The 21624-nt window shown below is 59.9% G+C and carries 22 protein-coding genes and 1 pseudogene; 15 read left to right on the top strand and 8 right to left on the bottom strand.

The genetic code is table 11. The features are described 5' to 3' along the window. Window positions 1-147 precede the first annotated feature (147 nt). Both IHQ43_RS29890 and IHQ43_RS23975 read left to right on the top strand, forming a co-directional pair. Window positions 148-429: pseudogene (locus IHQ43_RS29890) on the top strand (PAS domain-containing protein); the annotation flags it as partial. A gap of 243 nt (window positions 430-672) precedes the next feature. After that, window positions 673-1737 (top strand): methyl-accepting chemotaxis protein, encoded by a 1065-nt coding sequence (locus IHQ43_RS23975; RefSeq protein WP_425220313.1) that lies wholly within the window; start codon window positions 673-675, stop codon window positions 1735-1737. On the opposite strand, the gene IHQ43_RS23970 is transcribed toward IHQ43_RS23975, so the two are convergent. The 5 genes from IHQ43_RS23970 to norR form a co-directional block, all read right to left on the bottom strand. Beyond that, window positions 1734-2483, bottom strand: a complete 750-nt coding sequence (locus tag IHQ43_RS23970; RefSeq protein ID WP_192562344.1) for a YkgJ family cysteine cluster protein — start codon at window positions 2481-2483, stop codon at window positions 1734-1736. The genes IHQ43_RS23975 and IHQ43_RS23970 overlap by 4 nt on opposite strands. An 87-nt stretch (window positions 2484-2570) precedes the next feature. Further along, entirely contained in the window at window positions 2571-2894 is a 324-nt protein-coding gene (locus IHQ43_RS23965; RefSeq protein ID WP_192562343.1) for a hypothetical protein, read from the bottom strand. 197 nt (window positions 2895-3091) lie between these two features. Continuing rightward, window positions 3092-3550 carry a GNAT family N-acetyltransferase gene (locus IHQ43_RS23960; RefSeq protein ID WP_192565053.1) on the bottom strand — a complete coding sequence of 153 codons (459 nt, stop codon included), beginning with the start codon at window positions 3548-3550 and terminating at the stop codon, window positions 3092-3094. Window positions 3551-3577: 27 nt separating this feature from the next. Further along, window positions 3578-4480, bottom strand: coding sequence for a chemotaxis protein CheV (locus tag IHQ43_RS23955; protein ID WP_192562342.1), 903 nt, complete (start codon window positions 4478-4480; stop codon window positions 3578-3580). A gap of 124 nt (window positions 4481-4604) precedes the next feature. Next, window positions 4605-6158, bottom strand: a complete 1554-nt coding sequence (gene norR / locus IHQ43_RS23950) for a nitric oxide reductase transcriptional regulator NorR (RefSeq protein ID WP_192562341.1) — start codon at window positions 6156-6158, stop codon at window positions 4605-4607. A 163-nt stretch (window positions 6159-6321) separates the two neighbouring features. Here norR and hmpA point away from each other — a divergent pair, with 163 nt between their 5' ends. From hmpA to IHQ43_RS23895, 11 genes are all read left to right on the top strand, one after another. Further along, a complete protein-coding gene (hmpA, locus tag IHQ43_RS23945; protein WP_192562340.1) occupies window positions 6322-7503 on the top strand; it encodes an NO-inducible flavohemoprotein in 1182 nt (393 codons plus the stop codon). Window positions 7504-7735: 232 nt separating this feature from the next. After that, window positions 7736-8296: an ester cyclase gene (locus IHQ43_RS23940; RefSeq protein ID WP_192562339.1), complete on the top strand. Its 561-nt coding sequence runs from the start codon at window positions 7736-7738 to the stop codon at window positions 8294-8296. A gap of 25 nt (window positions 8297-8321) precedes the next feature. Further along, window positions 8322-8831 (top strand): disulfide bond formation protein B, encoded by a 510-nt coding sequence (locus IHQ43_RS23935; RefSeq protein WP_007956723.1) that lies wholly within the window; start codon window positions 8322-8324, stop codon window positions 8829-8831. Window positions 8832-9655: 824 nt separating this feature from the next. Next, entirely contained in the window at window positions 9656-10597 is a 942-nt protein-coding gene (gene cyoA, locus IHQ43_RS23930; protein ID WP_085606895.1) for a ubiquinol oxidase subunit II, read from the top strand. A gap of 3 nt (window positions 10598-10600) precedes the next feature. Next, window positions 10601-12631, top strand: coding sequence for a cytochrome o ubiquinol oxidase subunit I (cyoB, locus tag IHQ43_RS23925; protein ID WP_192562338.1), 2031 nt, complete (start codon window positions 10601-10603; stop codon window positions 12629-12631). A gap of 3 nt (window positions 12632-12634) precedes the next feature. Further along, window positions 12635-13261, top strand: coding sequence for a cytochrome o ubiquinol oxidase subunit III (locus tag IHQ43_RS23920; protein ID WP_007956720.1), 627 nt, complete (start codon window positions 12635-12637; stop codon window positions 13259-13261). Beyond that, the gene (gene cyoD / locus IHQ43_RS23915) at window positions 13261-13596 is read left to right on the top strand and encodes a cytochrome o ubiquinol oxidase subunit IV (protein WP_007956718.1); all 336 of its coding nucleotides are present in this window, start codon (window positions 13261-13263) and stop codon (window positions 13594-13596) included. The genes IHQ43_RS23920 and cyoD overlap by 1 nt, the downstream gene beginning before the upstream one ends. A gap of 10 nt (window positions 13597-13606) precedes the next feature. After that, on the top strand, window positions 13607-14494 hold the full coding sequence (cyoE, locus tag IHQ43_RS23910) for a heme o synthase (RefSeq protein WP_039765651.1): 888 nt from the start codon (window positions 13607-13609) through the stop codon (window positions 14492-14494). Window positions 14495-14619: 125 nt separating this feature from the next. After that, window positions 14620-14964: a toxin gene (locus tag IHQ43_RS23905; protein WP_065261338.1), complete on the top strand. Its 345-nt coding sequence runs from the start codon at window positions 14620-14622 to the stop codon at window positions 14962-14964. After that, complete coding sequence (locus IHQ43_RS23900) at window positions 14961-15275, top strand: helix-turn-helix domain-containing protein (RefSeq protein ID WP_007956715.1); 315 nt, start codon at window positions 14961-14963, stop codon at window positions 15273-15275. Before IHQ43_RS23905 ends, IHQ43_RS23900 begins: the two co-directional genes overlap by 4 nt. Before the next feature lie 197 nt (window positions 15276-15472). After that, on the top strand, window positions 15473-15964 hold the full coding sequence (locus tag IHQ43_RS23895) for a RidA family protein (protein WP_007956714.1): 492 nt from the start codon (window positions 15473-15475) through the stop codon (window positions 15962-15964). A 69-nt stretch (window positions 15965-16033) separates the two neighbouring features. Here IHQ43_RS23895 and IHQ43_RS23890 read toward each other — a convergent pair whose 3' ends face one another. The 3 genes from IHQ43_RS23890 to IHQ43_RS23880 form a co-directional block, all read right to left on the bottom strand. Beyond that, window positions 16034-16738 carry a hypothetical protein gene (locus IHQ43_RS23890; protein WP_192562337.1) on the bottom strand — a complete coding sequence of 235 codons (705 nt, stop codon included), beginning with the start codon at window positions 16736-16738 and terminating at the stop codon, window positions 16034-16036. Window positions 16739-16858: 120 nt separating this feature from the next. Beyond that, window positions 16859-18379 (bottom strand): sensor histidine kinase, encoded by a 1521-nt coding sequence (locus tag IHQ43_RS23885; protein WP_192562336.1) that lies wholly within the window; start codon window positions 18377-18379, stop codon window positions 16859-16861. Next, window positions 18376-19092 (bottom strand): response regulator transcription factor, encoded by a 717-nt coding sequence (locus IHQ43_RS23880; RefSeq protein ID WP_192562335.1) that lies wholly within the window; start codon window positions 19090-19092, stop codon window positions 18376-18378. Before IHQ43_RS23880 ends, IHQ43_RS23885 begins: the two co-directional genes overlap by 4 nt. A 151-nt stretch (window positions 19093-19243) precedes the next feature. On the opposite strand from IHQ43_RS23880, the gene msrB reads away from it, so the two are divergent. Both msrB and IHQ43_RS23870 read left to right on the top strand, forming a co-directional pair. Further along, entirely contained in the window at window positions 19244-19762 is a 519-nt protein-coding gene (gene msrB, locus IHQ43_RS23875; RefSeq protein ID WP_192562334.1) for a peptide-methionine (R)-S-oxide reductase MsrB, read from the top strand. 43 nt (window positions 19763-19805) lie between these two features. After that, a complete protein-coding gene (locus IHQ43_RS23870; RefSeq protein ID WP_192562333.1) occupies window positions 19806-21614 on the top strand; it encodes a cytochrome c biogenesis protein DipZ in 1809 nt (602 codons plus the stop codon). Window positions 21615-21624 lie beyond the last annotated feature (10 nt).

Here is a 21624-nt window from a genome sequence, read left to right as displayed (position 1 = left end):
TTCAATCCCGCCTCGGCCGTCGCTGTGATTTTCGGTCACAGTGATGGCTAATTGCTCAGTTCCTGAGCCAGATCAACGTTTAACCAGTTAGTGCGCTTAGAGTCAGCAGCCCTGCCGACTCTTTCCGATAAAACGAGCGCGCTTTCCATGAAGATCAATCTCCCGGTGACCGGGCGCAATGTCGATGTTGCGCCGGATGCGAACATTCTCTCGACCACCGATCTGACCAGCGCGATCACCTACGCCAACGACGATTTCATCAGGATCAGCGGTTACAGCCGCGACGAGCTGCTGGGTGCGCCGCACAATTTGCTGCGCCATCCGGACATGCCCGCGCAGGCGTTTGCCCATATGTGGCAGACGCTCAAACGTGGGCGGTCGTGGATGGGGCTGGTGAAGAATCGTTGCAAGAACGGTGATCACTACTGGGTCAGTGCCTATGTCACGCCGGTCACGCAGAACGGTGCGGCGGTGGAGTATCAGTCGGTGCGCACGCGGCCGGATGCGCGGCAGATTGCGGCGGCGGAGCGGGCGTATGCGCAGTTGCGCGAGGGACGGGTGGCGCGTTGGCAGCGGCTGCCGAGCCTGAGTTTGCGGGCGAAGATCATGGCGTTGACCAGTTCAGTGCTGGCGGTGGTGCTGGGGATTGAAGCCTGGCTGCGGCCCGAATCCATGGGCATCGAAGCCGCTGCACTGGTGGCCGGCAGTGGCGCGTGTGCGCTGGGCGTGGGTTGGTTGTTGCGGCCGCTGGAGCGACTGACCGACCGCGCGAAACAGATTGCCGACAACCCGTTGAGTCAGGGCATTTATACCGGGCGGCGGGATCAGTTCGGGCAGATCGAGTTCGCCTTGCAGATGCTTGAAGCCCAGGTCGGTGCGGTGGTGGGGCGGATCGGCGATGCGTCGCAACGGCTGGCCGGGCATGCGGCGCAACTGGTGGATCATCTGCACAGCAGTCATACCAGTACGCTGGCGCAGCAGGCGGAAACCGATCAGGTGGCGGCGGCGATTCATCAGATGGCGGCCAGTGTCGCGGAGGTGGCCAGCCATGCGCAGCAGGCCTCGGTGGCCGCCGATATGGCGGGGACGGAAACCCGCGAGGGGCATCTGCTGGTTGGCGAGAGTCGCATTGCGGTGCTGCGGCTGGCCGAGGAGTTGGGGCGGGCGACCGAGGTGATTCATCAGCTTGAAGGGCACAGTAGCGAGATTTCCGGGGTGCTGGAGGTGATTCGCAGCATCGCCGAGCAGACCAATCTGCTGGCGCTCAACGCGGCGATCGAAGCGGCCCGGGCCGGGGATGCCGGGCGCGGGTTTGCGGTGGTGGCCGATGAGGTGCGCGGTCTGGCCCAGCGCACTCAGCAGTCGACCAACGAAATTCAGCGGATGATCAGCACCCTGCAAAATGGCGCGCGGGATGCGGTGCTGGTGATGCAGCAGAGCAGCGAGCATGTGGATAACAGCGTCGAACAGGCCCAGCGCGCGGCCCGGGCCTTGGACGGGATCAGCGGGCGGGTCGAGCAGATCACCGAGATGAGTCTGCAGATTGCCGCGGCGGTTGAAGAGCAGAGCGCGGTGAGTGAGGACATCAACCGCAACATTGTCAGTATTCGCACGGCGTGTGAGTTGACGGTGGATGAGGGGCGCCAGAGCCAGCTCAACTCAGAGGATGTGGCGGGGCTGGCGGGGGATTTGCGTTCGCTGGCGCGGGAATTCTGGGGGCGGCGGCAGGGCGCTTAGGCCGCCCGCAGTGAGATGAACGCGTAGGTCTGCGGCGGTTCGGTGACCACTTGTGCACCTGCCGCCAGCACTTGCCCGGCGATGTCGTCGCCGGAGACATGGAACAGCCATTCGCTGGAAACCTCGCTCAATGGCTGCGCCGTGACCTGATCGATCACCGAGGCAAACGCGCCCATGTCCGGCAGGTACGCGGTGAACCCGTCGCCCTTGAGCGCGGTGGTGCGGATGCCGAGCAAACCGCAAATCGCATCCTTGATCCGGATGTCGTCGCGATCCGCCTGACGCGAGCGCTGGATCAGCGTCACCAGTTCCTGATCCACCAGTTCGCCACCGACGATAAGGTCCGGCCCTTGCTCCCAGGACTCTGGCGGGCAGTCCTTGGCGGCAGGGTTCAGCGGGATGTGCGGATTGATTTCGGCGGGATAGATGCGGCACACCAGCGGCCGACGCTCGTAGATGCGGCACAGCTTGTCTTCGTCAAGATTCCGGCAGGGGCCGACGTTGTAGGCCGCGAAAGTGATCGCGACATGGGCGTCGGACATTCCGCTGCGAACCACCGCCGAACGCCGCTGCGCATGCTCGCGCTGCTGTTCCGGCAGACCCAGGCCGTTGGCGAGAAACGCCTCCACCAGCACGATCACCTGACCGCCGTCGGCCGCCCACATGCGGGCTTCGGCCAGGGTCAGGGGCACATGGTGATCGGTGCAGCATTTGCCGCAACCTACGCAGGAAAAGGTCGTATTCATTGAGCGGGCAATCTTCAATCAGGGTGTGAATCGGCGACATAAAGCCGCCGTACAGTCCCGGAGTGAAGCAAGTTGTGCGCCATTCGCTCAGGGTTTGGCGCTCGGGCGGATCGAGTCCCATTCGGTGACGAACGCGGTTTTGGACTTCTTGTTGTACAGGCACAACTCGGTGCCTTGCTGGCCCTTCATGTGTTTTTGCGGGTACTGGCCTTGCAGCAATAGCGCGGTGTAGCCCACCCGGTCATCGAATTGCGCGGCGTTGCCGACCGGTTTGGCGTTTTTCAGGCCGCTGGCCTTGGTGCAACTGGCGAGCACGGTTTTGTCGTGGGCCGCCCAGGCATCGGGGCTGGAGGCATGAGCCAGAGGAGCAAGTGCGCTGAGGCAGAGCAGGCTTAGAGTAAAGTTTTTCATGGTCGGGCATCCTTGGGTTTAGGCCAAGGTTGGAGTATGCCTGAGCGGGGAAAGTTGTCTTGAGGCCGTCATCGCGGGCAAGCCCGCTCCCACAGTTTTTGCGAGCACTGCAAATACCTGTGGAAGCAAGCTTGCCAGCAATTTTTGTGAGCGCCGCTACAACCTGTGGGAGCTGGCTTGCCAGCGATGGCGGTTTGTCAGTCCGGCACCAATTCCCGGCGGACCACATACATTCCAGACCTTTCGTACAAGCGATGTGCTCGCCGGTTGTCTTCCAGCACCTTCAGGTCGACAAATCCTTCGCGTCGATCCTGGAATACCTTGAACGCATGAAGCAGCAACGCCCGACCCAATCCACGTCCTTGGGCGCGAGGATGCACCACCAGATTCTTGATGTAGGAACTGGTCCAGCATTGCGCCACGCCAATGACGCCTTCGGCATCGCTGGCGATGAAACACAGTGCCGGATCATATTCCGGATCGTTTTCAAACAGTTGTTGCCAGACGTCCAGCGCCGGCACTCGACCACCGCCTTCGCGGTAACCGATTTGCATCAGGTCATGCACGGCGGATGCGCGTTCGGCGCTGTAGGTCGTGAGTTCGATGCCGTTCGGCCATTCGATGGCCGGCACGTCCTGGCTCAGGTCACGCCGCATCAGAAAGCAGAACGTCTCGCTCAAGGCTCAGTAGCCGTGGGCGGCGACGTGTTTGGCTGCTTCGATCAGGCAGTGGGTCAGCTCCGGCGAGGAGAACTTGGTCAGCACGCCGTTGGCCCCGGCGAGGCGGGCCTTTTCGCTGTTCATCGCGCTGTCCAGCGAGGTGTGCAGCAGTACGTAGAGGTGAGCGAAGTCCGGGGTTTCGCGCAGGGTGCGGGTGAAGGCGTAGCCGTCCATCTCGGACATTTCGATGTCGGAGACGATCAGGTTGATCTGTTGCGCAGTGCCTTGCAGGTCCAGCAGGCAGTCGATAGCTTCCTTGGCGCTGCGGGCAGTGTGGCATTGCAGGCCGAGGTTGCGCAGGGTGTGCACCGATTGCTGCAACGCCACCTGACTGTCGTCGACCACCAGGATTCGTGCGTTGCCCAGCACTTCGGCGTCTTCCATGCTCAGCTCGGTCGGGGCCATTTCGATCTGTGCCGGGGCGATGCCGTGGATGACTTTTTCGATGTCCAGCACCTGCACCAGCGTGCCGTCGACCGAGGTCACGCCGGTGATGTAGGCGCGCGAACCGCCGGAACCGAACGGCGGCGGTTTGATGTCGGTGGTCAGGCAATGCACGATCTTGCTCACCGCCTGCACATGCAGGCCCTGTTTCGAACGGCTGACGTCGGTGACGATCAGGCAGCCGCCGTTCGGGTCTTCCAGCGGCCGCTCGCCGATGGCGCGGCTCAGGTCGATCACCGACAGCGAAGCACCGCGCAAAGTGGCGATGCCTTTGACGTGCGGGTGCGACTCCGGCAGCTTGGTCAGCGGCGGGCAGGGGATGATTTCACTGACCTTCAGCAGGTTGATCGCCATCAGCTTGCCGCTGCGCAAGGTAAACAGCAGAAGCGAAAGTGAATCTGCGCGGGCTTTGTTGGAAGACATAAAAACCTTCTGTGGAAAAAGGTGAGCGGCGACCGCACGGATCGCCAGCAGGTATCGATGCCGGGTTATCGACTTGTAACCGGCAGGCTTTAGGGATTCTGGCGCCAATCCGACGGCGGGACTTCTATTTCATCCCCAACCGCTTCGCCATCCGCCCCAGATTCGCCCGGTCCAGTCCCAGTTCACGGGCAGCACTGGCCCAGTTGTCCTGATTGCGCTCAAGCGCTGCACTGATCAACTGCCGCTGATACTGCTCGGTGGCTGCACGCAGGTCACCGCTGATCAAGGGCATCGCGACGGTCGCTTCGGACGGTAGCGGCGAGTTATCCACAACCTCGCGCGGCAGATCGAGGTCCATGGCGCTCAGGCTGAGAATCTTCGGCCGGACTTTGCAGTTGCCCAATGCTTTGAGCGCACTGCGACCGATCAAGTGCTCCAGCTCACGCACATTGCCCGGCCAGGTGTAGGCCAGCAGCGCTTCCTGGGCGTCGCTGTTCAGGCGCAGGCTGTTGAGGCCCATGCGCGAGCGGTTCTGTTCCAGAAAATAACCGCTGAGCAGCAATACATCGCGACCCCGATCCCGCAGCGCGGGCACCCGCAACGGGTAGACGCTGAGACGATGGTAGAAGTCGGCACGGTAGCGGCCGCTGCGTACTTCTTCGGCCAGATCGCGGTTGGTTGCGGCGATCAGGCGCACATCGACCTGATGCTCCTTGTCCGACCCCAGACGCTGCAACTGGCCACTCTGCAACACGCGTAAAAGTTTGGCCTGAACCGTCAGCGACAACTCGCCGACTTCATCGAGAAACAGCGTGCCGCCATTGGCCAGTTCGAACTTGCCGCGCCGGTCGCTGGTGGCACCGGTGAAGGCTCCACGCACGTGGCCGAACAGTTCGCTTTCCACCAGCGTATCCGGCAGGGCCGCGCAATTGAGGCTGATGATCGGTTTGTCGGCGCGCTGGGAGGCAGCATGGATCGCCTGGGCCACCAGTTCCTTGCCGACCCCGGTTTCCCCGGTGATCAGCACGGTCAAGTCACTGCCGCCGACCAGATTGATTTCCTCCACCAGCCGTTTATGAGCCTTGCTCTGGCCGATCATTTCGCGGTTCTGCTGGCCGCTGGCCTGGCGATAGACCTCGGCACGCTGATGTTCGTCCTCGGCGCGAATCGCCAGACGTTCGATGCGTTCGGCGGCGTTGACCGTGGCCGAGGCGAGGCTGGCGAAGGCTTGCAGGGCGTCGAGTTCGATGGGTTCGAAACGCTCGGGATCGAGGGCGTCGAGGGTAATCAGGCCCCAGAGTTTTTCATCGACGAACAGCGGGCAGCCGAGGCAGTCGTGGACTTCGAGGTGATCGTCGAGGCCGTCGACCAGCCCGTCATAAGGGTCGGGCAAATCACTGTCGGCAGCGAAACGGGTCGGCCCGGCGCCCGCCAGCAGTACTTCAAAACGCGGGTGTTCGCTGACTTTGAAGCGGCGGCCGAGGGTGTCGGTGCTCAGTCCATCCACGGCCAGCGGCACCAGCCATTCGTCATCGAGGCGCAACAGGGCGGCGGCATCGCAGGGCAGCAGGGCGCGCATGGCTTCGAGCAGCCGTCGGTAGCGCTCGCCTTCGGGCAATTCACGGGACAGGTCGGAGACCAGCGGGAGCAGGGCGGTGAGCAGTGATTTGGCGGACATAGGCTTGTAGTCAAAGAGACGCGTTGTAGTCGAAGCGACTATAGAGGTGCTTGTGTCGATCTGACTACATAATTTTCATCTTATTGATTTATATAGAAAAAATAGTTGGCACGATTACTGGAATACATAAGGCACTTTTAGAGAAAGCTCAGGAGTCACCCTTATGCTTAGCGTCCAGGATCGTGCCATCGTCAAATCCACTGTGCCTCTGCTGGAAAGCGGCGGTGAAGCGCTGATCACCCACTTCTACCGCATGATGCTCTCCGAGTACCCGGAAGTCCGCCCGCTGTTCAACCAGGCCCACCAGGCCAGCGGTGACCAGCCCCGCGCCCTGGCCAACGGTGTGCTGATGTACGCCCGTCACATCGATCAACTCGACCAGTTGGGCGATCTGGTGGCGAAGATCATCAACAAACACGTGGCTCTGCAGATTCTGCCGGAACACTACCCGATCGTCGGCACCTGCCTGTTGCGCGCGATCTCCGAAGTGCTCGGCGAAGAAATCGCCACGCCGGAAGTGATGAGCGCCTGGGGCGCAGCCTACGGTCAGTTGGCCGAGATCCTGATCGGCGCCGAAACCGCGATCTATGACCAGAAAGAGCAAGCCGTCGGCGGCTGGCGCGGGGCGCGGGAGTTCATCGTCGCGGCCAAGGTCGAGGAGAGCGCGGAAATTATTTCGTTCTACTTCGAACCAGCAGACAAAGGCCCGATCCTCGCAGCCGAGCCAGGCCAGTACATCGGCATGAAGCTGATCCTCGACGGCGAAGAAATCCGCCGCAATTACTCCCTGTCAGCTCTGGCCAACAAAGGTCAGTACCGCATCAGCGTCAAGCGTGAACCGGGCGGTCGTGCCTCCAATCATCTGCACGATCAACTGCACGTTGGTGCCAGCATCCAGCTGTTCCCGCCATCGGGTGAGTTCACTCTGACTGCCAGCGACAAACCGCTGGTGCTGATCAGCGGCGGCGTCGGCATCACTCCGACGCTGGCGATGCTGGAAGCAGCGCTGGAAACCGAGCGTCCGGTGTACTTCATCCACAGCGCGCGTAACGGCAGCGTGCATGCGTTTCGTGACTGGATCGATGGTCTGGCCGCGCGTCATCCGCAGCTCAAGCGCTTCTATTGCTACGCCGAAGATGACGGCGTGAGCCCGGCGGCGGACAAGGTCGGATTGTTGAGCGAGGAGCAACTGGGCGAGTGGCTGCCGGCGGAGCGTGATGTGGACGCCTACTTCCTCGGGCCGAAAGGTTTCATGGGCGCGATCAAGCGTCATCTGAAGGCACTGGGTGTGCCGGAGAAGCAGAGCCGGTATGAGTTCTTCGGGCCGGCTGCTGCTCTGGAGTGATCTGAAACCGGGTTGTCTTCATCGCGGGCAAGCCCGCTCCCACAGGGTTTGTGTCAAACACAGTAATTGTGTTCGCCGCGGATCTGTGGGAGCGGGCTTGCCCGCGATGGGGGCGCCGCTAATTCGATTCTTAAAAAGTGTTTAAAGGTTAATCGTTTCTTAACCGGTTTATCGTTTATTCCCCGATGCTGATGATAGGCGCTCGTTCGTTTACATGATCAGGATCGCCCCCATGTCGCACTTCACCTCTTCCCGTCGTTTCAGCCTGGCCACGTTGGGCCTGTCGATTGCCTTGCTGTCCAGTCCGTTCGCCTTCGCCGAGTCCGCGTTGATCCAGCCACAGACCCTGATCGTCGATCAGAGCCTGCCCAAGGCCCGGCGTGATGCGATGGAACTGGCGGCGCGGCGTTACGGCAGTTTCTGGAACACGGGTGAAGAGGCGTTGGCCACGGCGGCCCTGTCGCCGCAGTTCGTCGACAAGACCCCGCCGGAAGGGCGGGTGCAGGGGCCGACCGGGCCGTTGCTGGCGTCGAAGTTCTTTCGCACGGCGGTGCCGGACTTGAGTTGCGAGATCGAACAAATGATCGTCGCCGGAGATCGCGTGGTGGTGCATCTGCACTTTCGCGGGCATTTCACCGGTACGTTCAAGGCTCTCAAAGGGCAGGGCCAGCGTGTAGACTTCCGGGCAACCGATATCTATCAGATCGACAACGGTCGCATCGCGGCCAATTGGCATATCGAAGACAACATCAGCCTGATGGCGCAACTGCAAGCGCAGCCGCCGGCCAGCTGAACCATGGACATGAAAGGGAAACGCGATGAGCGAGGAAACGATTCGATTGGGACGTGAGCGGCGCTATCTGGTGTTGCTGGGCATCATCTGCCTGGCGCTGATCGGCGGCGCGCTGTACATGCAGATCGTGCTGGGCGAGGCGCCGTGCCCTCTGTGCATCCTGCAGCGTTATGCGTTGCTGCTGATCGCGCTGTTCGCGTTCATCGGCGCGGCCATGCGCACCCGGCGCAGCATCACGGTGTTCGAGGTGCTGGTGGTGATTTGCGCCATCGCCGGGGCCGGTGTCGCCGGGCATCACGTGTACACCCAGTTCTATCCGGCGGTGAGCTGCGGCATCGATGTGTTGCAGCCGATCGTCGATGACTTGCCGCTGGCGAAGATCTTCCCGCTGGGCTTCCAGGTCGACGGTTTCTGCTCGACGCCGTACCCGCCGATCCTCGGCCTGTCGCTGGCGCAATGGGCACTGGTGGCCTTCGTGCTGGTGGTGATTCTGGTGCCGCTGCTGACCTCGCGTAACCGAAAAGCTTTGCGCTGAATCAACTTTTCGGCGCCTGCGCCGATAAAACAAACGCCTCGATTTGCAGTGACGCCAATCGAGGCGTTTTGCATTTCAGGGTCTGTGTGAAAACACCGTGACGAACGGCAAGGAAGGGTGCGACAGGTGTGCGACATGTTGTCACACGCGCCCTGTCGCAGCGCGTTGCACCGGCCCGGATTGGAGTGCTGTTACAAAAAAGGATTGGTCTGTTTCAGCATTTGTCGGTTTTTGCACGCGTGTGCCGGATCAGGCAGTTTTAACAGAGTCTGGCAGATGGCCAAAAGCCTTGGCATATCGGGCTTTGCGCGGATCGCGCCGTGGGAAAAAGCTTTCGGAGCTGTCTGAACTGAGGCCGATAGACCTACATTTTTTGGTGTTTTTGTTGAGAATCGATTTCGATAACATGCGGAACTTTTGCAAAAACGGTGATGGATTGTTGCTCTGAGCGATAAAAATTATTTCGGGATAAGACATGGTGTATAGGGCGCTACCTATCTACAATCGCCCGCACTGAATTCCCGGCACTGTTCAGCCTTTATTAAGGAGGCGAGCAGGAAGTCGGGTGTCGGGCAGCCGAAAGGCTTGCGAGACACCCAGGTGTCGGTGCCTTCCAACTTTCCGCACCAAATGGAATTGGTCTGTAACAAGGCCTTTGACCACGAATTCGAATAAGAACTGACCGCTGTCCCAGGTTTTGTCGAGCGTCTGACGCGCGACGGGCGGCCCTTATTCAATCCAAAGAAAATGCCAACCCTTGGCAGGGTGAAGTGTTGGCGATCAAAACCCAACTGCATTGCGCAAGCTGCTTTAGAGGTCGTGAGATGAGTAAAAACAGGTACCCCAGATTACTAGGCCTAGTGCCGCTGCTCGGCACGTTGTTGCTGGGAGGCTGCAACATGACCTTGCTCAATCCAACGGGCCAGGTCGGCCTGGAACAGCGCAACCTGATCATCACCGCCACGCTGCTGATGCTGTTGGTCGTTGTGCCGGTCATCGTCATGACCTTCCTGTTCGCCTGGAAGTACCGCGCCTCCAACAAGAACGCCGTCTACACCCCGAAATGGTCGCACTCGACCAAGATCGAAGTGGCAGTCTGGACCATCCCGGTCCTGATCATCATTGCCCTGGGTTACATCACCTACAAGTCGACCCACTCGCTGGATCCGTATCGTCCGATCGAATCCGACGTCAAGCCTGTGACCATCGAAGTGGTCGCGCTGGACTGGAAGTGGCTGTTCATCTACCCGGAGCAAGGCATCGCCACGGTCAACAAGATCGTGTTCCCGGCGCACACCCCGGTTAACTTCCGGATCACTTCGGACGCGGTGATGAACTCGTTCTTCATCCCGGGCCTGGGCGGCCAGATCTACGCGATGGCGGGCATGACCACCAAGCTGCACCTGATCGCTGACCGCAACGCTGAAATGGACGGTATCTCCGCCAACTACAGCGGCGCTGGTTTCACCGGTATGAAATTCAAAGCGATCGCAACTTCTCAGGAAGATTTCGACGCCTGGGTAAGTGAAGTCAAAAAGGCACCTAAACAGCTTGAACCAGCTGAATACGCAGCCCTTGCCAAGCCAAGCCAGAACAATCCAGTCGAGCTCTACTCCTCGGTCACGCCGAACCTGTTCCAGACCATCGTCGACAAGTACGAAGGCATGAAACCGGGCAAGCCGCTGAAGCACGAGAAGAAAGAGAAAGAAGTGGCGGCAACGGATATGGACTCGAATTCGCATTCAGCTGCCGGGGCAGAGGAGTAAACGATGTTTGGTAAATTAAGTTGGGAAGCGATCCCTTTCCACGAGCCGATCGTGATGGTCACCATCTCGATGATCGCGCTCGGTGGTCTGGCGTTGTTCGCTGCAATCACCTACTTCAAGAAGTGGACTTACCTGTGGACCGAGTGGCTGACGTCGGTCGACCACAAGAAAATCGGCGTGATGTACATCATCGTCGCCATGGTCATGCTGCTGCGCGGTTTTGCCGACGCCATCATGATGCGTACCCAGTTGGCCATGGCCACCGAGGGTTCGCCTGGCTACCTGCCACCTGAACACTATGACCAGATCTTCACCGCTCACGGTGTGATCATGATCATCTTCATGGCGATGCCATTCTTCACCGGCCTGATGAACCTTGCAGTGCCGCTGCAGATCGGCGCGCGTGACGTTGCGTTCCCGTTCCTGAACTCCCTGAGCTTCTGGCTGCTGGTGTCCGGCGTCGTGCTGATCAACCTGTCCCTGGGCGTCGGCGAATTCGCCAAGACCGGCTGGGTAGCGTATCCACCGTTGTCGGGTCTGCAATACAGCCCTGGCGTGGGGATGGACTACTACATCTGGGCGCTACAGCTATCCGGTCTGGGTACAACGTTAACCGGGGTCAACTTCCTGGCGACCGTGCTGAAAATGCGTACCCCTGGCATGAAACTGATGGACATGCCGATCTTCACCTGGACCTGCACCTGGGCAAACGTTCTGATCGTGGCTTCGTTCCCGATCCTGACCGCTACCCTGGCACTGCTGACCCTTGACCGTTACATGGATTTCCACATTTTCACCAATGAACTTGGTGGCAATCCAATGATGTACGTCAACCTGTTCTGGGCATGGGGCCACCCTGAGGTTTACATCCTGATCCTGCCGGCGTTCGGCATTTTCTCGGAAGTCATCTCGGCCTTCACCGGCAAGAAACTGTTCGGCCACCACTCGATGATCTACGCCTCGGGCGCGATCTCGGTACTGGGCTTCATGGTTTGGCTGCACCACTTCTTCACCATGGGGTCGGGTGCCAGCGTCAACGCCTTCTTCGGTCTGGCGACGATGCTGATTTCCATCCCGACGGGTGTGAAACTGTTCAACTGGCTGTTCACCATCTACCAGGGCCGTCTGCGCTTCACCAGCCAGGTTCTGTGGACTCTGGGCTTCATGGTGACCTTCGCCATCGGCGGCATGACCGGCGTACTGCTGGCCATCCCGGGTGCTGACTTCGTTCTGCACAACAGCCTGTTCGTGATCGCTCACTTCCACAACGTGATCATCGGCGGCGCGGTATTCGGCTACATCGCAGGTTTCGGCTTCTACTTCCCGAAAGCGTTCGGCTTCAAGCTGCACGAAGGCTGGGGTAAAGCAGCGTTCTGGTTCTGGATCTCGGGCTTCTTCGTCGCGTTCATGCCGCTCTATGCACTGGGCTTCATGGGCATGACCCGTCGTCTGAACGCCACCACCAACCCTGAGTGGGTACCGTACCTGTACGTTGCCATGTTCGGTGCGGTGATGATCGCTGTCGGTATCGCCTGCCAGCTGATCCAGCTGTATGTGTCGGTGCGTGACCGCAACAAGCCGGAAAACATGTGCGAACACGGTGACCCGTGGAATGCCCATACCCTGGAGTGGTCGACCTCGTCGCCACCTCCGTTCTACAACTTCGCTGTGCTGCCTAAGGCTGACTGCATCGACCCGTTCACCGAAGCCAAGGAAAACGGTACCGCGTACCAGCGTCCGGCCAAGTACGAGCCGATCCACATGCCAAACAACACCGCCACTGGCGTGGTGATGGGCGCACTGTTGACCGTCTTCGGTTTTGCGATGATCTGGCACATCTGGTGGTTGGCGATCGCCAGCCTGGCCGGCACTGTCATCTACTTCGTGATCCACGCTGCACGTGACGACCAGGGCTACATGGTTCCGGTTGAAACGATCGAGCGCATCGAAGCCGAGCAGCACAAGCGTCTGGTAGCGGCCGGGAAGATCCCTGCTTCCGCGACCCGTGTTGAAACCAAGTTGGAACAGGCTTAAACAATGTCGAACTTAGTGACCAATGCTGGACACGCCCATGGCCATGACCATGGGCACGATGACCATCACCACGACTCGGGCGAGATGACCGTATACGGTTTCTGGCTCTACCTGATGACCGACTGCATTCTGTTTGCGTCGATCTTCGCGGTGTACGCGGTACTGGTAAACAACGTCGCCGGTGGCCCGTCGGGCCACGACATCTTCGAACTGCCATACGTGCTGGGCGAAACCGCTCTGCTGTTGTTCAGTTCGATCACCTACGGCTTCGCCATGCTGGCGTTGTACAAAGGCAAGAAGCAGCAGGTTCTGGGCTGGTTGTTCATGACCTTCCTGCTCGGCGCAGGCTTCATCGCCATGGAGATCAACGAGTTCCACCTGTTGATCTCCGAGGGCTTCGGTCCTAGCCGTTCGGGCTTCCTGTCGGCGTTCTTCACGCTGGTCGGTACCCACGGTCTGCACGTGTCCGCCGGTCTGATCTGGATGGGCATCATGATGTACCAGGTCAACAAGCACGGCCTGACGGCGACCAACAAGACCCGTCTGAGCTGCCTGAGCCTGTTCTGGCACTTCCTGGACGTGGTGTGGATCTGCGTATTCACCGTTGTTTACCTGATGGGGACCCTGTAATGGCTAATGCACACTCCCATGACAGCCATGATGCTGGCCACGGCAGCGTCAAGTCGTACGCAATCGGCTTCATCCTGTCGGTAATCCTGACCGTCATCCCGTTCGGCCTGGTGATGTTCCCGACCCTGCCGAAGTCGACGACGCTGGCAATCGTCCTGCTGTTCGCCGTGATCCAGGTGATCGTTCACCTGTATTACTTCCTGCACCTGGACCGTTCCATCGCTCAACGTAACAACGTGATTGCGTTCGTCTTTACGGCCATCGTGATCGTGCTGCTGGTCGGTCTGTCGCTGTGGATCATGTTCAGCATCCACACCTACATGATGGCGAAGTGAGGTAAACCCGATGTCGCTCAAGCACTTTATCCAAATCACCAAACCGGGGATCATTTTCGGTAACGTGCTTTCTGTGGCAGGCGGGTTCTTCCTGGCCTCGAAAGGGCATGTCGATCTGGCCGTGTTTCTGGCAGCCATGATCGGCACTTCCCTGGTTGTGGCCTCCGGTTGCGTGTTCAACAACTGCATCGACCGCGACATCGACCTGAAGATGGAACGCACCAAGAACCGGGTGCTGGTCCAGGGCTTGATCTCCCTGAAACTGGCCCTGGTCTATGCGACCGTCCTGGGTGTCGCCGGCGTTGCGTTGCTGTACAAGGTGGCCAACCCGTTGGCTGCCCTGTTCGCCGTGATCGGCTTCATCATCTACGTCGGCTTCTACAGCCTGTACCTCAAGCGCAAGTCGGTTCACGGCACGCTGGTGGGCAGTCTGTCGGGCGCCATGCCGCCGGTGATCGGCTACGTGGCCGTGACCAACAGCTTCGACATGGCCGCGCTGACCCTGCTGGTGATGTTCAGCCTGTGGCAGATGCCGCATTCCTACGCCATCGCGATCTTCCGCTTCAACGATTACCTGGCCGCATCGATTCCGGTGCTGCCGGTGAAGCGCGGGATCCAGGTGGCCAAGAAGCACATCCTGTTCTACATCCTGGCCTTCCTCGTGGCGACCTTGATGCTGACCTTCAGCGGCTACGCCGGCATGAGCTACCTCGCCGTCGCCGCGGCCATGGGCATGTACTGGCTGTACATGGCCTGGACCGGCTACAAGGCGGTTGATGACACGGTCTGGGCACGCAAGCTGTTCGTGTTCTCGATCTTCACCATCACCGCGCTGAGCGTCATGATGTCCCTGGACTTCAAGGTGCCGACCGAGCTGCTGCTGACGTACGCGCCGTAAGGTTCGAACGTTGTACGAGAAGCCCCGTTCATCGAGAGATGAGCGGGGTTTTTTGTTGAGGATTGTTTATTCGCCGCGAAAGGTGTTTATTGTTCAGCTATAGGCAATTTGCTTATAGTTTTTGGATGAGAACAGTATTCTTTGAAACCACACTATTCACCGCAAACCTGGGTCACTACCTCACGGACGACGAATATCGTGAGCTGCAGACCTACATGCAAAGCAATCCGCATGCGGGCGATGTCATGCCACGAACAGGCGGCTTCCGAAAATTGCGTTGGGTTGATGTTCGTCGTGGCAAGGGCAGGCGAGGCGGCTTGCGAGTTATCTATTATTGGCTTATGAATGATGGCCAGTTCTGGATGTTTGCGATTTATGACAAAGATGAGCTTGAGAATTTGACCGCCGAGCAAGAGAAGGCGCTCAAGGGAGCTATAGAGAAAGAGTTGAAAACACGAGGTACCCCATGAAAAAACGCGACCTGTTTGCAGAATTGATGCAGGGCGTTGATGAGATGGCGGCTCAACGCGAAGGAAAAATCACGCTACGTAATACGACACTTGAGGACAAACCAGCGCCCGAAGTCGGTGCTCAGGAAATCGTAGCGCTACGGGAAAAACTGCACATGTCACAGGCGGTTTTTGCCAGGCGAATCAGGACAAGTCCAAGCACCCTTAGAAACTGGGAGCAGGAGAAATCAAAGCCCAACGCTCAGGCTGCCTTGCTGATCCGTTTGGTGGAAAAATTCCCTGATATGGTCGAGCGATTGAGCGCTGTTTAAAGTCATTTCCAAGTCTAAACAAAGCCCCGCACGGTTTATGTCGTGCGGGGCTTTTCGTTGTAGCAGCCACGGGTTGCGGTGTACTGGCAAAAGACCTAGATTTGGATCCACCCTGTCAGTTATGGCGCCATGCACTGTTCGGCGCTCAACTGTCGTAACCTGCAATTCTTCATGCATCGATCAAGAGGCTGGGCGAAATGACTGAGAGGATGACCTGCGACGAGCGCTTCATTGCCCTGGCAAAAGAGCTGAATTACGACATCAATGGCGAGAACACGGTGGGTGGCAATTATGCGCCGTTGATCCGTCATCACGACGAGATATACATTAGCGGCATGGTGCCGCGCACCGAGGGCAAGATTCAGTATCCGGGGCGGGTGGGGCAGGAACTGACGCTCAAGGATGCGCAGGCCGCGGCGAGCATCAGCGCGATGCGCTGCCTGGCCTTTATCGTCGATGCGGTCGGTTCGCTGGACAAGGTCAGGTCGTTGTTGCGGGTCACGGTGTACGTGAAGTCCACGCCGGATTTCGTCGACCTCAGCGAAGTCGCCAATGGCGCGTCGGATGTGTTCAGTTATGTGTTGGGCGATGTCGGGCGCCATACCCGCACTACCGTCGGCGTCTATCAGTTGCCGAAAAACGCGGCCATCGAAGTCGACATGATTGCCGCCGTGCATCCATCGGCATAACCGCCGATCACCGGACAACAAAAAGCCCCGCCTGAATGTCAGAGCGGGGCTTTTTCGTCAGCGCCGGTATTACTGGGCGGCGATGCTGTAACCGTCGAACGCAGTCTGCTGTTGCAGCGCGGTGATGATGTTCTTGCGGTTGATCGCGTGCTCGGTACCGGCGTTGTCGACGAAGGTTTCGCCTTCGATTTCCGCCTCGTCGCCTTCACCGACGAAGGTGAAACCGAGGAACTCCAGCGCCTCGCGATCCACGCTCAGGCGCGAGCGCGGTGTGCGCAGCGGCAGGGTCACGCTGATGCCGTCCTTGCTGATGCTGAACACTTCGACGTCTTTCTTGGCGCGTGCGGCCTTGCTCTTGCCGCCGCTCGGGCTGCTGATCGCCTGATGGGTCTGGTTCAGAACCTTGAGGGCCAGGCCGTAGACGATTTCCTGGAACGCCGGATCGTCCTTGAAGCTGGACAGGATGCGGCTGATAGGGAATTTGCTGCTCAGGTCTTCGAGGGCGGCGATGTCGGCGGCCTCGGCGTCCTTCAAACGCTTGAGTTCGCCCATCAGCTCGTAGGCCTGGTCGTCATCGAAGCGGTCGTGGGCCTGACGGATCGCGGCACGCAGTTCGCGGATCTGATCGCTCTCGCGGCTCGACTGGAACGCGTCCAGGACCATCTCGCTGATGATCTTCGCCTGTGGGATGTGTTGTGAAAGATTGATGGAGTTTTCGTATTCCGCTTTGGACGACAGAGTGACTACGGATTCAGCGGTGTTGAAATCGGACATTGAAATTTCACTACTTTTTTAACTTGAGATGAGACGAGAAAGCTCTGAGGGCTTTTTCAGGCCGACTAATTTAGGGGAGCGCGGCGGCGTTGTCACGGAGCAACGGCTCGGTGGAGTTGATTATTTGCCCGGCGTATTGAGGTTCATCGAACGCACGATCCACTGTTCGGCATCCTGTTGATTCACTGGCAACGAGAAGCTGAAGGTCGCTCCCCGCCCTGAGACATCGAGCAGCTGGATCTGGCGCCCGTGCAACTGCAGGATCCGATGGACGATGCGCAGCCCCAGTCCGCCATCGCGTCGCGCACCACCGATATTGAACGGGCGCAGAAACAAACCTTCGCGCAGCTCGGCAGCGATGCCATGTCCGGTGTCGCTGACGGTGATTTCAACCAGTGCGCCCTGGGGGACCAGGCTGAGTTCGATTTCGCCACCCGGCGGCGTATGGCGCAAGGCGTTATCGAACAGATTGGTCAGCACCCGTTCGATCAGCCCGAGGTCGGCACAAACGGTCGGCAGGTTGTTGTTGAAGCTGGCCTTGAGTACAACATTTCGGGCTTCGGCGCCCAGTTCGAACTTCTGGAAGATGTCCTGTACCAGATCGGTCAGGGAAAACTTCTCCAGTACAGGCTGCACGAAGCCATGTTCCAGGCGCACCAGCTCCAGCAATGATTGCGCGAGCCCGCCGACCTTGCGGCTCTGATCCAGGGCAATCCCCAGATAGCGGCGGCGTTCTTCCGGGGACAGGGTGGCGTCCTTGAGCGACAGGGTTTCCAGATAACCATGCAGCGAGGCCAAAGGTGTGCGCAGGTCATGGGAAATGTTTGCCACCAGTTCCCGGCGCTCCTGATCCTGACGGGTCAGTGAGCGCCACTGTTCACCGAGGCGGTTCTGCATTTGCCGGAACGCTGCATCAAGTACGGCGATTTCGTCCGGGCCAGCGGACTTTTCCACAGGCGTTGGTGCGTCTGGCAGAGATTGCGGTACGCCGTCGATGTCGAGCCGGCTCACGGTTTCGGTCAATCGCCGCAGTGGCCGGGTGATCAGGTTGAATGCCGCAAGGCCGGCAATCAGGCACAGGAACGCCACCAGCCCGATGGACAACAGCGCCGTGTTGAGTGCCGCACTGGTGGCGCCGCGTTCGGCGAAACGGTCGTGCGCTTCGCTGAGCAGGACCACGTAAAGGTAGCCGGCTGCTTTGCCGTTGACCTGCAACGGTGCCGCGCTGAAGACCTTGCGGCCATCGACGCTGCGCGGGTCATCGCCAAGGATCGGCAACGGTTTGTCATCAAGCAATCGTCGAACCGGCGCGAGATCGACGGTCTGCCGACGCAGGCGTCCTTCCGGCGCCGCGTTGCCGATGATCCGGCCTTCGGTATCGAGCAGGTACACCTCGACACTCGGGTTGACCAGCATCAACTGGCTGAACAACTCACGAACGGCGCCGGGCATCAGGCCGTTGGTGTCCATCAGCACCGTATCGTGGGCGATGTGTTGCGCCAGATCCCGGGACAGGCCTTGAACCACCTCGAGTTCATGCATCTGACTGGAACGCACCTGCAGCCATGCCGACGTGCCGCAGCAGGCCAGCAGCAAAACCGCGAACACCAGTGACAGGCGCTGCGTCAGGGTCAGTTTCATGGTTGCTCTACGCTCGTGCCGAATTTGTAGCCGCGTCCCCACACCGTGAGGATGCGCACCGGTTGTGCGGGATCCGCCTCGATTTTCGCGCGCAGGCGATTGATGTGAGTGTTGACCGTGTGTTCGTAACCTTCGTGGCTGTAGCCCCAGACGGCATTGAGCAGGTCCATGCGCGAGAACACCTTGCCCGGCTGGCGGGCGAAGAAGTACAGCAGGTCGAACTCCCGCGGGGTGAGGTCCAGACGCTGACCGTCGAGGGCAACGTCACGGGTGATCGGGTCGATGGTCAGGCCATCGAGATTCAGGCTGCCGGCATCCATCTTGAGGTTGCGGGCCATGGCATCGACCCGGCGCAACAGGGCTTTGACCCGGGCCACCAGTTCAAGCATCGAAAACGGTTTGGCGAGGTAATCGTCGGCGCCCAGTTCGAGGCCGAGAATGCGGTGCAGTTCGCTGGAGCGGGCGCTGGTGATGATGATCGGTGTGTAGCGGGCCATGGCCCGTGCGCGGCGGCAGATTTCCAGTCCGTCTACCCCGGGCAGCATGAGGTCGAGGATGAGCGCATCCCAGTGACCTTGTTGCAGCAGGCGCATGCCTTCGTCGCCGTCGGCGCTGTGTACCACCTCGAATTGCTCGTCCCGCAGGTGCAGGCAAATGAGATCGGCAATGTGCAGGTCGTCCTCGACCACCAGGACGCGTTTGGTCTGTTCCATGAAGCTCAATCCTTCGGCGCGATAAGCGCATTGTGCGGGTTTTCCTCGGGGCGAGTTATCACGAATTGTTTAACTTCCCGTGAGGATTTGGCGATCAACCCAAGCCTAGGCTGTGTTCCACGACAGGCATCTGGAATTTCGGGAGACGGCCATGTTTTCACGGCGACAGATTCTGGCAACCGGCGGCGGGCTGGGGCTTGCAGCCCTTCTGGCCGGTGTATTGCCAAAGTTATCCACGGGCTCTGCGCTGGTAGGCGAGGCGTTTGCCGACGAGATTTTTGAAGTGACCCACAGCGACAGTGAATGGCATGCGTTGCTGACAGAGGAGCAATTCGACGTGCTGCGCAATGAGGGCACGGAGCGCGCTTACAGCAGCCCGCTGAACAACGAGCACCGGACTGGAACGTTTGCCTGTGCCGGGTGCGATCTGGCGCTGTTTTCGTCCGGGACCAAGTTCGACAGCCGCACCGGTTGGCCGAGTTTCTGGGCACCACTGGAGCACGCTGTGGCCATACGCCAGGACCGTTCCTTCGGCATGACCCGTGAGGAAGTTCACTGTCGGCGCTGCGGCGGTCACCTCGGCCATGTGTTCGACGACGGACCCAAACCCACTGGCCTGCGCTATTGCATGAACGGCCTGGCGATGACCTTCAGACCCGTGGCGGGCTGAGTCGTGGCCCGCCAGCGATCTTCACTTACAACAGGACGACACCATGTGGCTCTTGGTTCTCGCTTATCTCGGCGGTGTGCTGACGATCGTCAGCCCGTGCATCCTGCCGGTTCTGCCTTTTGTCTTCGCTCGCACCGGGCAGCCGTTTATCAAGAGTGGCTTGCCGTTGTTGGCAGGGATGGCACTGACCTTCGCGCTCGTCGCCTCGTTGGCGGCGGTGGGCGGCGGTTGGGTGGTGCAAGTCAATCAGTACGGTCGCTGGCTCGCGTTGCTGTTCGTTGCACTGTTCGGGCTGACGCTGCTGCTGCCGCGTCTGGCCGAGCGCCTGACCCGACCGCTGGTGTCCGCCGGCAGTCGCTTGTCGGAGGCCGCCGGCCAGGACAATCGTCCGCGCCCCGGCGCGTCGTTTCTGATCGGCGTGGCCACGGGGTTGCTGTGGGCGCCTTGCGCCGGGCCAATCCTCGGGTTGATTCTGACCGGTGCCGCGCTGCAAGGGGCAAGCATCGCCACCACCCTGTTGTTGCTGGCTTACGCCGCCGGTGCTGCGACCTCGCTCGCTGCGGCGCTGTTGCTCGGCGGTAAGGTCTTCGCGGTGATGAAGCGTTTGATCGGGACTGGCGAGTGGATCCGGCGTGGACTTGGAGCTGCGATGCTGGCCGGTGTGGCCGCCATCGCATTGGGTCTGGATACCGGGATTCTGGCGCGGTTCTCGACCGCCTCCACCGGTGGGCTGGAGCAGGCATTGGTCGGCAAGCTCTCGGGCAAATCCTCTCAGGGCAACGGTACGATGATGGCGCAGATTCCCGTGGCGGATGACGCGGGAAACGGCAGCATGATGGCGGCCGGCGGCGCGATGAAAATGGCCGCCAAGGCACCAGGCTCGCTGCCGGTTGAAGGGCAGTTGCCAGCGTTCGATGGTGCGGTGCAGTGGCTCAACTCACCGCCGCTGGATGCCCAGGCACTCAAGGGCAAAGTGGTGCTGGTGGATTTCTGGACCTACTCCTGCATCAACTGCCTGCGCACCCTTCCATACGTCAAAGCCTGGGCCGAGAAGTATCGCGACCAAGGGTTGGTGGTAATTGGTGTACATGCGCCGGAATTCGCTTTCGAGCGTGATGTCGGCAACGTCACCAAAGCCATGAAGGAACTGGGTATCAACTACCCGGTGGCCATTGATAACGACTACAGGATCTGGCGCGCCTTCAACAATGAATACTGGCCGGCGCATTATTTTGCCGACGCGCAGGGGCGTATCCGTTACCACCATTTTGGCGAAGGGGACTACGCGGAGTCGGAACGGGTCATTCAGCAACTGCTGCGTGAGGCCGGTGCAAAGACTGTGGCCGATGGCTTGATCAACGCCGATGCCCAAGGCGTGCAACTTGCTCCGGACATGAATCAGGTGCTTTCACCGGAAACTTATGTCGGCTACCAGCGGGCGGAACATTTCGTACCGGAAACCAGCCTGGTGCCTGACAAGGTTGCGGCCTACAAACCACCAACCAATCTGGCCCTGAATGACTGGGGCCTCGGTGGTCAATGGGCAGTCGGTGCCGAGCGCGCCACAGCCAGTGCGCCGGCCACTCGTATCGTCTATCGCTTCCATGCCCGTGACCTGCACCTGGTGCTGGGCCCTGGGGCGGGCGGCAAGCCGGTGCGCTTCAAAGTGATGATCGATGGTCAGGCGCCGGGCGCTGCCCATGGTGTCGACGTGGCGCCTGACGGTAGTGGCCGTGTGACTGAACAACGTCTGTATCAATTGGTGAGGCAAACCGATGAGGTGAAGGACCGAACCTTCAGCATCGAGTTTCTCGATCCGGGCGTGTCGGCCTACGCCTTTACGTTCGGCTGATCAGGAGTAC

It is taken from the genome of Pseudomonas gozinkensis, assembly GCF_014863585.1.
Lineage (GTDB): Bacteria > Pseudomonadota > Gammaproteobacteria > Pseudomonadales > Pseudomonadaceae > Aquipseudomonas > Aquipseudomonas gozinkensis.
Note: the sequence above shows the minus strand (reverse complement) of the source record. Positions and strands in the feature narration are given on the sequence as shown.